Source organism: Candidatus Brevundimonas phytovorans (assembly GCA_029203145.1).
GTDB classification, from domain to species: Bacteria; Pseudomonadota; Alphaproteobacteria; order Caulobacterales; family Caulobacteraceae; genus Brevundimonas; species Brevundimonas phytovorans.
In genome coordinates this window covers 2,349,680-2,362,949 of sequence record CP119309.1, presented here as the reverse complement: position 1 = coordinate 2,362,949, position 13,270 = coordinate 2,349,680, and the positions used below count along the sequence as shown (strand labels likewise).

Annotated in this window: 14 protein-coding genes; 11 read left to right on the top strand and 3 right to left on the bottom strand. The window is 68.5% G+C overall.

Annotated features, from left to right (window positions below; genetic code table 11):
- Window positions 1-5: 5 nt before the first annotated feature.
- The 3 genes from P0Y52_11640 to P0Y52_11630 form a co-directional block, all read right to left on the bottom strand.
- On the bottom strand, window positions 6-1,451 hold the full coding sequence (locus P0Y52_11640) for an NAD-dependent succinate-semialdehyde dehydrogenase (protein ID WEK57187.1): 1,446 nt from the start codon (window positions 1,449-1,451) through the stop codon (window positions 6-8).
- A 68-nt stretch (window positions 1,452-1,519) separates the two neighbouring features.
- Window positions 1,520-2,125, bottom strand: coding sequence for a response regulator (locus P0Y52_11635; protein ID WEK57186.1), 606 nt, complete (start codon window positions 2,123-2,125; stop codon window positions 1,520-1,522).
- Window positions 2,122-3,570 carry an ATP-binding protein gene (locus tag P0Y52_11630; protein WEK59490.1) on the bottom strand — a complete coding sequence of 483 codons (1,449 nt, stop codon included), beginning with the start codon at window positions 3,568-3,570 and terminating at the stop codon, window positions 2,122-2,124. The genes P0Y52_11635 and P0Y52_11630 overlap by 4 nt, the downstream gene beginning before the upstream one ends.
- A 388-nt stretch (window positions 3,571-3,958) precedes the next feature.
- On the opposite strand from P0Y52_11630, the gene P0Y52_11625 reads away from it, so the two are divergent.
- The 11 genes from P0Y52_11625 to P0Y52_11575 are packed head-to-tail and all read left to right on the top strand — an operon-like array spanning window position 3,959 to window position 13,270.
- Window positions 3,959-4,681, top strand: coding sequence for a TorF family putative porin (locus P0Y52_11625; GenBank protein ID WEK57185.1), 723 nt, complete (start codon window positions 3,959-3,961; stop codon window positions 4,679-4,681).
- A gap of 15 nt (window positions 4,682-4,696) precedes the next feature.
- A complete protein-coding gene (locus P0Y52_11620; protein ID WEK57184.1) occupies window positions 4,697-6,640 on the top strand; it encodes a methyl-accepting chemotaxis protein in 1,944 nt (647 codons plus the stop codon).
- Window positions 6,640-6,921, top strand: coding sequence for an STAS domain-containing protein (locus P0Y52_11615; protein WEK57183.1), 282 nt, complete (start codon window positions 6,640-6,642; stop codon window positions 6,919-6,921). Before P0Y52_11620 ends, P0Y52_11615 begins: the two co-directional genes overlap by 1 nt.
- A complete protein-coding gene (locus P0Y52_11610; protein ID WEK57182.1) occupies window positions 6,918-7,283 on the top strand; it encodes a response regulator in 366 nt (121 codons plus the stop codon). The genes P0Y52_11615 and P0Y52_11610 overlap by 4 nt, the downstream gene beginning before the upstream one ends.
- Before the next feature lie 13 nt (window positions 7,284-7,296).
- On the top strand, window positions 7,297-9,576 hold the full coding sequence (locus P0Y52_11605; GenBank protein WEK57181.1) for a chemotaxis protein CheA: 2,280 nt from the start codon (window positions 7,297-7,299) through the stop codon (window positions 9,574-9,576).
- Between the two features lie 5 nt (window positions 9,577-9,581).
- Window positions 9,582-10,055: a chemotaxis protein CheW gene (locus P0Y52_11600; protein ID WEK57180.1), complete on the top strand. Its 474-nt coding sequence runs from the start codon at window positions 9,582-9,584 to the stop codon at window positions 10,053-10,055.
- Window positions 10,052-10,918, top strand: a complete 867-nt coding sequence (locus P0Y52_11595) for a protein-glutamate O-methyltransferase (GenBank protein WEK57179.1) — start codon at window positions 10,052-10,054, stop codon at window positions 10,916-10,918. Before P0Y52_11600 ends, P0Y52_11595 begins: the two co-directional genes overlap by 4 nt.
- The gene (locus P0Y52_11590; GenBank protein WEK57178.1) at window positions 10,915-11,967 is read left to right on the top strand and encodes a chemotaxis response regulator protein-glutamate methylesterase; all 1,053 of its coding nucleotides are present in this window, start codon (window positions 10,915-10,917) and stop codon (window positions 11,965-11,967) included. Before P0Y52_11595 ends, P0Y52_11590 begins: the two co-directional genes overlap by 4 nt.
- 9 nt (window positions 11,968-11,976) lie before the next feature.
- On the top strand, window positions 11,977-12,366 hold the full coding sequence (locus tag P0Y52_11585) for a response regulator (protein ID WEK57177.1): 390 nt from the start codon (window positions 11,977-11,979) through the stop codon (window positions 12,364-12,366).
- A complete protein-coding gene (locus P0Y52_11580) occupies window positions 12,363-12,908 on the top strand; it encodes a chemotaxis protein CheD (protein WEK57176.1) in 546 nt (181 codons plus the stop codon). The genes P0Y52_11585 and P0Y52_11580 overlap by 4 nt, the downstream gene beginning before the upstream one ends.
- The gene (locus tag P0Y52_11575) at window positions 12,908-13,270 is read left to right on the top strand and encodes a hypothetical protein (GenBank protein ID WEK57175.1); all 363 of its coding nucleotides are present in this window, start codon (window positions 12,908-12,910) and stop codon (window positions 13,268-13,270) included. The genes P0Y52_11580 and P0Y52_11575 overlap by 1 nt, the downstream gene beginning before the upstream one ends.

Genomic DNA, 13,270 nt, shown 5'->3' with positions numbered 1-13,270 from the left:
GGGCCCTACAGGCCCATGCAGATGTATTTCAGCTCGAGGTAATCCTCGATGCCGTGGCGCGAGCCTTCGCGGCCCAGGCCGGATTGCTTGATCCCGCCAAAGGGCGCGACCTCGGTGGAGATCAGGCCGGTGTTGACGCCGATCATGCCGGTCTCCATCGCCTCGGCCACGCGCCAGACCCGGCCCATGTCGCGCGCATAGAAGTAGCCGGCCAGTCCGAACTCGGTGGCGTTGGCCAGGGCCAGACCCTCCTCTTCGGTCTCGAAGCGCACGACGGGCGCGACGGGGCCGAAGGTCTCCTCCTTGCAGATCAGCATATCGGACGTGACGCCCGACAGCACCGTCGGCTGGAAGAAGGTCCCGCCCAGGGCATGGCGTTCACCGCCCGTCGCCACCGTCGCGCCCTTGGCCAGGGCGTCGGCGATGTGTTCCTCGACCTTCTTGATGGCCTTGGCGTCGATCAGCGGGCCGATCTGCACCCCCTCCTCCAGTCCATGGCCGACCTTCAGCGCGGCGGTCGCCTGGGTCAGCTTGGCCACGAACGCATCGTGGACGGAGGCCTGCACATAGAAGCGGTTGGTGCAGACGCAGGTCTGGCCGCTGTTCCTGAACTTGGAGGCCACGGCGCCGGCCACCGCCGCGTCGATGTCGGCGTCGTCGAAGACCAGGAAGGGAGCGTTGCCGCCCAGTTCCAGGCTCATCTTCTTGATGGTTTCGGCGGACTGCCGCATCAGGGTGCGGCCGATCTCGGTCGAGCCGGTAAAGCTGATCTTGCGCACGGTCGGGTTGGACGTCAGTTCGCCGCCGATGGCCGAGGCTGAGCCGGTCAGGACGTTGAACAGCCCCTTGGGCAGGCCTGCCTCCTCGGCCAGAACCGCCAGGGCGAGGGCCGACAGCGGCGTCTGGCTGGCCGGTTTCAGCACCACGGCGCAGCCGGCGGCCAGGGCCGGGCCGACCTTGCGGGTGATCATGGCGGCGGGGAAGTTCCACGGCGTGACGGCCCCGACCACCCCGACCGGCTGACGGATGGCGATCAGGCGCTTGGTCGCGTCATGGCTGGGGATGACCTCGCCATAGGCGCGCTTTCCCTCCTCGGCGAACCATTCGATGAAGCTGGCGGCATAGGCGATCTCGCCTTTCGCCTCGGTCAGGCTCTTGCCCTGTTCGCGGGTCAACAGGCGACCCAGCGCCTCCTGTTCCGACATCATCAGGTCGAACCAGCGGCGCAGAATCCGCGCCCGTTCCCCCGCTGTCCTGGCGGCCCAGGGCTTCATGGCGGCCTCGGCGGCGGCGATGGCGCGCCTGGTCTCAGCGGCGCCCATGTTGGGCGCGGTCGCCAGCACCTCGCCCGTCGCCGGGTCCGTCACCTCGAAGGTCGAGCCGTCGTCAGCGTCGATCCAGCAACCGTCGACATAGGCCTGATGACGAAGCAGGCGGGCGGGATCGGACATGGGCGGCTCCTGGCGCGAGGGGAGCCGTCATAACGCGCCGCAAGCCGTGGGGCTGCAAGCCGAAACCGCTAACCGAGCGTCAGTCCCATGCGCACCAGGGAGGACAGGCTGTCGGCCTCCATCTTGGCCATGACCTTGGCGCGAAACACCTCGACGGTGCGCGGACTGATGTCCAGGTCCAGGGCGATGGCCTTGTTGGAGTGACCGTGAATCAGGGCTTCGAAGACCTGACGCTCGCGCGGGGTCAGCCGGACCAGCCGCTGTTCGGCGGCGGCGCGCGCCGCCTGCTCGTGGCCGACGTCGTTCAGCCGGGCCAGGCAGCCGCGCACGGTCTCGATCAGGCGGCGAGGGTCAAAGGGCTTTTCGATGAAGTCGACGATGCCGGCCTTCATCATCTGCACCGCCATCGGCACGTCGGCGTGGCCGGTGATGACGATGACGGGCCAGGCGTGGCCGCGCAAATGGGCCAGGCGGCGCACGATCTCGTCGCCGTCCATGTCGGGCATGCGCACGTCAGTGATGACGCAGGCCGTGGCGTCCTCAGGCAGAAGGTTGAAGAAGTCGACCCCGCTGGCGAACCCCCGCGCGCGAATGCCCTCGCCGCGCAGCAGCATCAGCAGGGAATCGCGGACGGCGGCGTCGTCGTCGATGATGAAGACGGAATGGAGGCTCATGCGTTCTCGACGCTCGGTTCGCGGTTAAGGTTGAACGAGAAGGCGGCGCCCCCCAGCGCGCTCCTCGAGACTTGCAGTCGGCCGCCGTGGCGTTCGACGATGGTGCGCGTGACCGACAGGCCCAGACCCATGCCCCCGGTCTTGGTGGTGGTCATCGGCTGGAAGATCCGGTCGATCTGATCGTCGGCGATGCCAGGGCCGTTGTCCTCGACGCTGATCCGGTAGTGTCGGTCGGAAATCGGCCGTCCGAAGATGACCACCTCGGGCGCCGCCGCGTGATCGTTGACGGCCTCGACGGCGTTGCGGACCAGGTTGACCATGGCCTGCTGGAACTGGATGCGTTCGGCCTGAACCGCGTCGTCGTCGGCGGCGATCTCCAGGCGGATGGCCACGGCCTTGCTGGACCCGATCATGGTCAGAATGGGCGCCACGTCCTCGACCATGGACGAGGCGCGTTCACGATCCAGCGCGCGGCCCTCCAGCGTCAGAAGCTCGCGCATGCGGCGGATGATCTTGCCGGCGCGCAGCAACTGTCCCTTGGCCAGTTCGACAGTGCGCAGGGCGCTGTCGCCCAGGACGCCGGCCCGCTCCATATCCACCTGGCTGGCGTGCAGATAGGTGGCGGCGGCGCTCAGGGGCTGGTTCAGCTCATGGGCCAGGGTGGCGGCCATCTCGCCCAGGGAGTTGAGGCGCCAGACCTTGTTCAACTGGGCGTGCAGTTCGCGCGCCTGGGCGTCGGCGGCGTGCCAGCGGCTGAGATCGGTCAGACACAGGGCGATATGAGGATGGCCGTCCGCATCGGGGGCCACACCGTACTGGATGCTCAAGGGAAAGCTGGTCCCGTCCGGGCGCAGTCCGGTCCAGTGGCTGTCGCGCGCCGCCAGCGGGCCGCCGGACGCGCCCTTGGCCAGGACCGCCGCGGCGTCGAAGCCGGGCGCCAGGTCGGCGAAGGGGCGCCCCGCGGCGTCGGCGTCCGACAGGCCGAACAGGCAGGTCGCGGCGGGGTTGAGATGGCGCACCTCGCCGGCGCCGTTCAGCGTCACCACGGGCACCGAGGCCAGGGCGGTGTTGAGCATGGCGTCCTTGTCCGCCAACTGGCGCGACAGGTCGCGAGTGCGGCTCTGCAAGGACCAGCAGATTTCGGCCAGGATCCACGACACCGCCGCGAACAGGGCGGCGTTGGTCACGGCGTCGCTCAGGCTTTCGCGCGGCACCAGGGTCAGGTTGACGGTGATGGACAGGATGACGGCCAGGGCGGTGGCGGCGCGCCGCGACAGCAGGGCGGTGATCAGCACCGCCGGCAGCATGGGCAGATAATAGAACTGCCCCAGGCCTTCGAGCAGGCTTCTGAAGCCGACGGCCCCGGCTACGGCGACAAGCGCCAGCACAAGGCCGCTCCAGCGGCGCCGGGAAATGGCGCCCGCGAGACGCAGGGTGTGGTCCATCACGGATTGAATTGGGGTTTCCTCACGCGTCTGGATCACCAAAGGTGAGGTGGTGGAAGAACAATGTATAGAATCTGTCGAGGGGCGCCTTCTATACATTGGTCGAATGTTTCGCAAACCGGGCGTCAACCATGATGATCTCCGGCCACATTCAAGTCTTAATCGATATCACCGTTTTGCATGGGGGCGAAAAAATGGCCATTACTGCAAACATGGTTTCCGCGCGTTAAGGATAGGGCTTTCGCCGCTCGCCGCCCCGACGAAGGCTTGAGGGCAGGGCGGCCGCACCAGACGGATTCTCTCATAGTGCGGAGTTATACGTAGCTTCTGATTTACAGAAATCTACGGTTGTTCGGGTCACATAAGCCTCATGATCACTGAGGTAAAAATGCTCGAACAGCGTTGCGTTAATCGCCAGAACGGCGTCGCCATCATCCCGCTCCTCGCCGGCCTTGCCGTTGCGATGGGCGCCAGCGCCGTCCAGGCGCAGTCTTTTGACACTCTGAGATTCGACGCCCAAATCGGCGTCGCCAGCGAATATGTCGGCAAGGGTCTGGGCAAGAGCGCCGGCGACCCCAGCGTCAACGGCTCGGTCGAGGTTTCCAGCGGCGCTTTCTACGCCAGCGCCTTCGCCTCCACCGCCAAGCTGTCGCAGGGCTCGGACGCCGAGATCGTCAGCACCCTCGGCTGGCGCCCCGAAGCCGCCGGCTACAAGTTCGACTTCGCGGTCGTGAACCGCGATCTGCCCGGCACCCGCGCCGGCGTCGACGCCAACTACTGGGAATATCAGGCCGACGCCTCGCGCAAGCTGGGTCCGGTCAACACCCGGCTGCGCGTCAACTACACGCCTGACGGCTTCGCCGCGACCAAGGAGGCCTGGTGGGTCGAACTGCAGGGCACGGTTGCGGTCGGGCCCAAGACCAAGGCCTCGGCCGCGATCGCCGACCGCACCGCCGACGGCGGCGCCGAATACGCCGCCTGGAATGTCGGCGTGAAGCACAAGCTGACCGAGAAACTGGCTCTGGATGTCCGCTGGTACGACACCGACAGCCATGCGCTGGGCGACAACTACGATGGGCGCCTGGTCGGCGCCCTCGGCTACGCATTTTAAGTTCGGGGGGGAACTATGAGCTTCATCAATAATCTGCCGGTTTCTAGAAAACTTTTCGCAGCCTTTGCCGCCGTCTTTGTCGCCATTGCGACCATGGGCGCCGTGATTGGCTACAACCTCTGGCAACTGGAGGTCGCAGACAAGCAACGGAGCGAGGAAAACGCGATCAATCGCCAGACCTCGACCGCTGAATTCTATCTGGCAAAGCAGGAAAACGCGATGCGCGGTTTCCTGCTGTCGACCGACAACTATTACCTGGAGCGCGTGGACGGGCACCGCGCCAAGTTCAAGAAGGCGCTGGCCGACATTCGCGCCGAGGTCGGACCGGATCGCGCGGCTCATATTGATGAAGCCAACAAGGCGGCTGACGCCTGGTTCGACAACATCGTCACCAAGGGCTCCGCCCTGGCCCGCAACCCCGCAACCCGCGCCGAAGCGGTCGCCATGGTCGGGCCGAATGGCCCCGCAGACGGCTATATCGCGCCGGTCGAAGACGCGGTCGAGGCGCTGCGCGCAAAGAATGACGTCGCCTTGCAGGCGGCTCGCGACGAACAGGACGCGGCCACCCGAACGGCGTCGATCAGCCTGCTGATCGGCCTGATCGCCGCCGCCGTGATCGCCATTGTGGCGGGCTTCGTCGTGACCGGTCTGATCGCCAAACCCATCACCGCCATGACGGCGGCCATGCGTCGCCTGGCCGGCGGCGACAAGACGATCGAGGTCCCGGCCATCGGTCGCAAGGACGAGATCGGTCACATGGCCGACGCGGTTCTGGCCTTCAAGGACGCCGCCATCGCCAATGACCGCCTGGAAGCCGAGGCCGTCGCCCAGCGCGCGGCCGCCGAACAGGAACGCGCTCAGATCGAGGCCGAGAAGGCGCGCGCGGCCGAGGAAGACCGCGTCGCCATCACGGCGCTGGGCGTGGGTCTGTCGGCCATGGCCGAAGGCGACCTGACGCACCGGATGACGGTCGACGTGGCCCCCAAGGCCGAGCAGTTGAAGGCGAATTTCAACGCCGCCATCGCCCAGCTGGAACAGGCCGTGGCCGTCGTGGTCGGCAACGTCGCCGCCATCCGCTCGGGCGCCGGCGAGATCAGCCAGGCGTCGGACGACCTGTCGCGCCGCACCGAGCAACAGGCCGCCAGCCTGGAAGAGACCGCCGCCGCCCTGGACGAGATCACCGCCACGGTGAACCGCACCGCCGACGGCGCACGGCAAGCCTCCAGCGTGGTGCAGCAGGCGCGCGGCGACGCCGAGACCAGCGGCAATGTGGTGCGCGACGCCGTCGCGGCCATGAGCCAGATCGAGGCCTCGTCCAACCAGATCGGCGACATCATCGGCGTCATCGACGAGATCGCCTTCCAGACCAACCTCCTGGCCCTGAACGCCGGCGTAGAGGCCGCGCGTGCGGGCGATGCGGGTCGCGGCTTCGCCGTGGTGGCCTCGGAAGTCCGGGCCCTGGCCCAGCGTTCGGCCGAAGCCGCGAAAGAGATCAAGACCCTGATCTCGGCCTCGGGCCAGCAGGTCGGCGCGGGCGTCAGCCTGGTCGGCCAGACCGGTCAGGCCCTGCAACGCATCGTCAGCCGCGTCGCCGAAATCGACGGTCTGGTCTCGGAAATCTCGGCCTCGGCCCAGGAACAGGCCACCGGCCTGCAACAGGTCAACACCGCCGTGAACCAGATGGACCAGGTGACGCAGCAGAACGCGGCGATGGTCGAACAGTCGACCGCCGCCAGCCACTCGCTGGCGCAGGAGGCTGATGTTCTGGCCGCCTCGGTGTCGCGCTTCCGCACCGGCCAGGCGGCAGCCCCGGTCGCGGCGCGCCAGCCTGCCCCGGCGCAGGTTCGCAAGCCCCAGCCGGTGGCCCAGACCGTGGCCGCCATGAAGACGGTCGGTCGCGGCGGCGCCGCCCTCAAGCCCGCGCCCGTCGCGGCGGAAGACGGCTGGGAGGAGTTCTGATGTCGGCGGCTCTCTCGCTTCCGGCGGTGCTTGATCTGCGCGCCGCCGAGCCCCTGAAGACCCAACTCCTGGCCGTTCGCGGCCAGGAGACCACCCTGGACGGTTCCGCCGTCGAGCGGCTGGGGGGGCTCTGCCTTCAGGTCCTGCTGTCGGCGCTCGCCACCTGGCGCGCCGATGGTCAGGCCTTGATCTTCGTCAATGTTTCCGAGGCCTTCGCCTCGCAATGGAGCGCTTTCGGCGCCTCCGCCGCGGACCTCGCTCCGCAAGGACAACTCGCGTGACCAAGACCATCCTGACCGTCGATGATTCCCGCACCATGCGGGACATGCTGATGCTGGCGCTGAAAGACGCCGGCTATCGCGTGGTTCAGGCCGAGGACGGGATCCACGGTCTGGAGGTGCTGCGGGCCGAAAACCCCGACATCGTCATCACCGACATCAACATGCCCCGCATGGACGGCTTCGGCTTCATCGAGGGCATGCGCGCCGACCCCAATCACAAGGCCACCCCGGTCCTGGTGCTGACCACCGAGAGCGACGCCGCCAAGAAGCAGCGCGCTCGCGAGGCGGGCGCCACCGGCTGGATCGTCAAACCCTTCGACCCGGCCAAGCTGGTCGACGCCGTCCGTCGCGTCGCGGCCTGAGGACACCAGACTTATGAGCGACGATCCGTTCGAGGCCATCAAGGTCACATTCTTCCAGGAGTGCAGCGAACTGCTGGGCGATCTGGAAACCAACCTGCTGGCGCTGGAAACCGGCGAAGGCGACATCGAGACGATCAACGCCGTCTTCCGCGCCGTGCACTCGGTCAAGGGCGGGGCAGGGGCCTTCGGTCTGGAAGACCTGGTCCGCTTCGCCCACGTCTTCGAGACCCTGATGGACGAGCTGCGCTCGGGCCGTAAGGAGTGCGACGACGTCACGATCAAGACCCTGCTGCGCGCCTCCGACGTCCTGGCCGACCACATCGCCGCCGCTCAAGGGACCGGCGCGCCGGTGGACGCCGCGCGTTCGGCCGGTCTGGTGGCCGAACTGGAGGTTCTGACCCACGGCCAGGCCACGGCCGCTGCGCCCGTCGCCGTCGCCGACGACGAGGATGACTTCGGCTTCAAGCCGCTCACGCTGGACCTGGCCGACTTCGGCGCCCCCGCTGAGCTGCCGTCGCTGGACCTGCCGCCGCTCGACCTGCCGGACCTGGCCGACCTGTCGGCGCCGCCGTCTGCGCCCCTGGCCGCCGGATGGCGCATCGTCTTCCGCCCGCATCCGCGCCTCTACGCCAGCGCCAACGACGTCAGCCTGCTGCTGCGCGAACTGAGCCGCCTGGGTCAGACCTCGGTGCAGCTGGACGCCAGCGGCCTGCCGTCGCTGGACGCGCTGGAGGCCGAGGACGCCCATCTGATCTGGACCATCGACCTGACCGGCGCCGCCTCCGAAGCCGCCGTCCGCGACGTCTTCGACTTCGTCGAGATGGACTGCGACCTGAGCATCACCGCCCTGGCCGGAGAGGCCGCACCCGCCGCGGTCGCCCTGCCGCCGCTGCCGGTTCTGGACGCCGCCCCCGCCGAGCCCGAGTTCGACCTCGCCGCCCTGCTGGCCGCAGCCGCCGCTCCCACCGAAGCCGCTCCCCAGGTCGCCCCCGCCGCGCCGACGCCGGCCGCCGCGCCCAAGCCGGTCGCGCCCGCCGCTCCGGTCCCCGCGGCCCCCGCCGCCGCTGCGCCCGCGGCCCCCGCCGCCGTCGCCCCGGTGACGATCCGCGTCGATCTCGACCGTGTCGATCGCCTGATCAACGTGGTCGGCGAACTGGTCATCCAGCAGGCCATGCTGGCCCAGCGCGTGATGGAGAGCGGCCTGGCCCGGTCGTCGGACATCGCCCTGGGTCTGGAAGACCTGGAGTTGCTGACCCGCGACATCCAGGACAGCGTCATGGCCATCCGCGCCCAGCCGGTGAAGTCGGTGTTCCAGCGCATGCCGCGCCTGGTCCGCGAAGTCGCCGAGATGACGGGCAAGCGCGTGCGTCTGGTCACATCGGGCGAAGACACCGAGGTCGACAAGACCGTGGTCGAACGCCTGGCCGAGCCGATCACCCACATGCTGCGCAACGCCATCGACCACGGCCTGGAAAGCCCTGAGGAGCGCGAGGCCGCCGGCAAGCCTGCCGAGGGCACCGTGCGACTGGCCGCCCTGCACCGCTCGGGTCGGATCGTCATCGAGATCGCCGACGACGGCAAGGGCATCAACCGCCCCCGCGTGCGCGGCATCGCCGTGGAGCGCGGCCTGATCGCCGAGGACGCCGTCCTGACCGACGACGAGGTCGACAATCTGATCTTCCTGCCCGGCTTCTCGACCGCCGAGACCATCACCGACGTCTCGGGTCGCGGTGTCGGCATGGACGTGGTGCGTCGTTCAATCCAGGCCCTGGGCGGTCGCATCTCGATCAGCTCCAACCCCGGCAAGGGCTCGACCTTCACCCTCAGCCTGCCGCTGACGCTGGCGGTGCTGGACGGCATGGTGGTCGCCGCCGCCGAGCAGACCCTGGTGGCCCCCCTGTCGGCCATCGTCGAGAGCCTGACCCCGCGCGTGGAGGATATCCATCACGTCGGCGGCCATGACGCCGTGATCCGCTTCCGCGAGGAGTTCGTGCCCATGGTCGACGTGGGCCGGGTCATGGGCTTCCGTGACGACGCCACGCCCCTGATGGGCGGGGTGGTCATGATCGTCGAGACCGAGGCCGGCTCGCGCGCCGCCCTGCTGGTCGACGCCATCAACGGCCAGCGCCAGGTCGTCATCAAGAGCCTGGAAACCCACTACCGCCACGTCGACGGCGTCTCCGCCGCGACCATCCTCGGCGACGGCAGCGTCGCCCTGATCCTCGACATCGACGCCCTGGTCCTCGCCGGGCGCCGCAAATCCAACCGCCCCGAACTGAAGATGGCGAGCTGAACACCATGACCGAAGTCACCTCCAACGTCGCCGGCGCCGACCGCGAACTGATCGCCTTCCGCATCGGCGAGCAGGAATTCTGCGTCGACATCATGAACGTCCGCGAAATCCGCGGCTGGACCCCGGCGACGCCCCTGCCGCGCTCGCCGTCCTACATGAAGGGCGTGATCAACCTGCGCGGCATCGTCCTGCCGATCATCGACCTGGGCGCCCGCTTCGGCCTGGCCACGGCCGAGCCCACGGCCCGCCACGTCATCATGGTGGCCCATATCGGCAGCCGTCTGGTCGGCCTGCTGGTCGATGCGGTGTCGGACATCGTGCAACTGACCGATTCCACCATCCAGCCGACGCCCGACGTCGCCAGCGACCATGTGAAGACCTTCGTCCAGGGCATCTTCGCCGTCGAGGGCGGCCGCATGATCAGCCTGATCGACCTCAACCACGTCCTGCCGGCTGAAAGCGAAGCCGAAGCCGCATGACCAACGCCGCCGGGCGCACGTCCCTGGTCGAAGGCGAGTTCGTCTTCACCGCCGAGGACTTCCGCCACATCGCCCAGACCCTGCACGCCCACGCCGGCATCGCCCTGAGCGAGGGCAAGGCCGCCCTGGTCTATTCGCGTCTGGCCAAGCGCCTGCGCGTGCTGGGTCTGCGCAGCTTCCGCGACTACTGCGCCCTGATCGAGGGCGTCGAGGGCGTGGACGAGCGTCAGGCCATGACCGCGGCCCTGACCACCAACGTCACCCGCTTCTATCGCGAGCCGCACCACTTCGATCACCTGCGCGACAAGGTCATGCCGGAACTGGCGGCGCGGGCGCGGGCCGGGGGGCGGGTGCGGCTGTGGTCGGCGGCCTGCTCCAACGGTCAGGAGCCCTATTCCATGGCCCTGACCGTGCTGGACGTCCTGCCGGAAGCGGCGGATCTGGACGTCCGCATCCTGGCCACCGACATCGACCCCAATATGGTGGCCGAGGGCGCGGCGGGCGTCTATTCCGACGAGTTGCTGTCGCCTGTGCCCGCCTCGGGGCGCAAGCATTTCACGCCGGTCGCCGGCCGTCCCGGCTGCTTCAGCGCCGACGCGACCCTGCGTCGTCTGGTGAGCTTCCGCGAGCTGAACCTGATCGGCGACTGGCCCATGAAGGGCAAGTTCGACGTCATCTTCTGCCGCAACGTGGTCATCTATTTCGACGACGCGACCCAGGAGATGGTCTGGAGCCGCTTCACCCCGATGATGGCCCCCGGCGCCACCCTCTATATCGGTCACTCCGAACGCGTCAGCGGTCCGGCGGTGGCTCAGCTGCAGACCTGCGGCCTGACCGCCTACAAGCTGGGGGGCCGGGCATGAGCCATCCTGCCCAAAACCCCGTGCGCGTTCTGATCGTCGATGACAGCGCCACCATGCGCAGCCTGATCAGCGCCGTCCTGCGCCGCGACCCGGACATCTCGGTCGTCGGCACGGCGGCCGATCCGCTGGAGGCCCGCGCCGCGATCAAGGAGCTGAACCCCGACGTCATCACCCTCGACGTCGAGATGCCCAATATGAACGGGCTGGAATTCCTCGAGAAGATCATGCGCCTGCGGCCCATGCCCGTGGTCATGGTCTCGACCCTGACCCAGGCCGGCACCGACGTCACCCTGGCCGCGCTGGAGATCGGCGCCGTGGACGCGGTGGCCAAGCCCGCCCCCGGCGTCTCGGCTCAGGAAGCCTTCGGCGACCTGGCCGAGAAGGTGAAGATCGCCGCCCGGTCGCGCGTTCGCCCGCTGGAGCCGCGCCAGACGCGCGCCGTGGACGGCGCCTATCGCGCCGACCCCAACCATATTCTGGCCATCGGCGCCTCGACCGGCGGGGTCGAAGCCCTGCTGAATATCCTGTCGGCCTTCCCGGCCAATGGCCCGGCGACGGTGGTGACGCAGCACATGCCCGCCACCTTCACCAAGAGCTTTGCCGCCCGCCTGGACAAGGCCTCGGGCGCCACCGTCACCGAGGCCGTGGACGGCGCCCCCCTGATGCCGGGCCACGTCTATATCGCCCCGGGCGGCGAGACCCATCTGGAGGTGTCGGGCGGCCGTTGCCGTCTGGTCGCCGCCGATGTGGTCAACGGCCACCGTCCGTCGGTGGACGTTCTGTTCAACTCGGTGGCCCGCCTGGGCCGGCCGATGACCGGGGTCATCCTGACGGGAATGGGCAAGGACGGGGCCAAGGGCCTCTTGGCCATGCGTCAGGCCGGCGCCCGCACCCTGGGCCAGGATGAGGCCAGCTGCGTCGTCTACGGCATGCCGCGCGCCGCCTTCGAGCTGGGCGCCGTGGAGCGCCAGCTGTCTCTGCCCCGTCTCGCCTCCGCCATTCTCGATCTGTGCGCCGCCGGTGCGGCCGCCTCAAAGCCTGTTGCGTAAGGACTGCCTATGCCCGCCGCTTCCGCCCTCAATGTTCTGGTCGTCGACGACCAACTGACCATGCGTTCCCTGATCCGCAACAGCCTGCAACAGATCGGCGTGCGCGAAATCTCCGAAGCCGCCGACGGCGAGCTGGCCCTGCGCTCGATCATCACCAAGCCGGTGCATCTGGTCATTTCCGACTTCAACATGCCGAACCTGGACGGTCTGGGCCTGCTGCGCGCCATCCGCGCCCATCCGCCGACCTCAAAGACCGCCTTCATCATGCTGACCGGCCGCGCCGACCGCGAACTGGTGCAGCGCGCGGTGCAGTTCGGCGTGAACAACTACCTGGTCAAACCCTTCACGACCGCCCAGCTGAAAGAGAAGCTGGAAGGCGTCTTCGGCCCCCTGACATGATCGGCGTCGGCGATCAGCAGACGCCCGAAAGGCGCGTCCATGTCGGCCAGGGCGATCATCATGTGACGTCCGATCCCGCGGTCGTGCTTTCGACCGTGCTCGGCAGCTGTGTCGCCATGTGCCTGCGCGACCCGGTGGCCAAGGTGGGCGGCATGAACCACTTCCTGCTGCCCGAGGGTGCGGGCGCGGGCACCGATGCGGGACGCCGCTACGGCGCCTACGCCATGGAGCTGCTGATCAACGACGTGCTGAAGGCCGGCGGTCGCCGCGAGCGTCTGGAGGCCAAGCTGTTCGGCGGCGGCCGCATGTTCGACTCGCTCAAGGACGTCGGCACATCCAACGCCGATTTCGCCGAACGCTTCCTGGCCGACGAAGGGATTCCCGTCATTGGCGCCAGCCTTCGGGGCGCCGGGGGGCGTCGACTGCATTACTGGCCGGTGACCGGTCGGGCGTTGCAACGCGCGGTCACGGACGCGGTCGCCCCGCGCCCTGCGCCGCCGCCCTTGCCGCCCGTGGACTCCGGCGCGCTGGAGCTTTTCTGATGAGCCAATACGACGCCAAGGGTCTGTTGAGCGCGGTCGCCGCCGAACTGGACGACATCCGCGCGGGCGTGGACGAGGCCGGCGGCCTGGTGTCCGAGCTGCTGCGCCTGGCCCCGCCCGAACAGCGCCTCGGCTTCCTGACGCGGATGCAGGCCTTCGACGTGCTGAGCCAGCGGGTCGACGCCCTGGCCGGTCTGGCCGCCGCCCTGTCCGAGGATCAGCCGATGGATACGGCCCTGGCCGCCCTGCCTCTGGCCGAGATGGCCGACCGCCTGCGCGAGCTGTCCTTTCGGGTGAAGCCGTCGTCGTCCGCCATCGCCTCCGTCGCCCCGGTCTGCGGCGACCTGATGCTGTTCGACTGA

Coding starts and splice junctions, on each gene's coding strand:
- P0Y52_11620 (WEK57184.1), top strand. CDS start 4,697: ATGAGCTTCATCAATAATCTGCCGGTTTCTAGAAAACTTTTCGCAGCC.
- P0Y52_11590 (WEK57178.1), top strand. CDS start 10,915: ATGAGCCATCCTGCCCAAAACCCCGTGCGCGTTCTGATCGTCGATGAC.
- P0Y52_11605 (WEK57181.1), top strand. CDS start 7,297: ATGAGCGACGATCCGTTCGAGGCCATCAAGGTCACATTCTTCCAGGAG.
- P0Y52_11625 (WEK57185.1), top strand. CDS start 3,959: ATGCTCGAACAGCGTTGCGTTAATCGCCAGAACGGCGTCGCCATCATC.
- P0Y52_11635 (WEK57186.1), bottom strand. CDS start 2,125: ATGAGCCTCCATTCCGTCTTCATCATCGACGACGACGCCGCCGTCCGC.
- P0Y52_11585 (WEK57177.1), top strand. CDS start 11,977: ATGCCCGCCGCTTCCGCCCTCAATGTTCTGGTCGTCGACGACCAACTG.
- P0Y52_11575 (WEK57175.1), top strand. CDS start 12,908: ATGAGCCAATACGACGCCAAGGGTCTGTTGAGCGCGGTCGCCGCCGAA.
- P0Y52_11580 (WEK57176.1), top strand. CDS start 12,363: ATGATCGGCGTCGGCGATCAGCAGACGCCCGAAAGGCGCGTCCATGTC.
- P0Y52_11640 (WEK57187.1), bottom strand. CDS start 1,451: ATGTCCGATCCCGCCCGCCTGCTTCGTCATCAGGCCTATGTCGACGGT.
- P0Y52_11615 (WEK57183.1), top strand. CDS start 6,640: ATGTCGGCGGCTCTCTCGCTTCCGGCGGTGCTTGATCTGCGCGCCGCC.
- P0Y52_11600 (WEK57180.1), top strand. CDS start 9,582: ATGACCGAAGTCACCTCCAACGTCGCCGGCGCCGACCGCGAACTGATC.
- P0Y52_11630 (WEK59490.1), bottom strand. CDS start 3,570: ATGGACCACACCCTGCGTCTCGCGGGCGCCATTTCCCGGCGCCGCTGG.
- P0Y52_11595 (WEK57179.1), top strand. CDS start 10,052: ATGACCAACGCCGCCGGGCGCACGTCCCTGGTCGAAGGCGAGTTCGTC.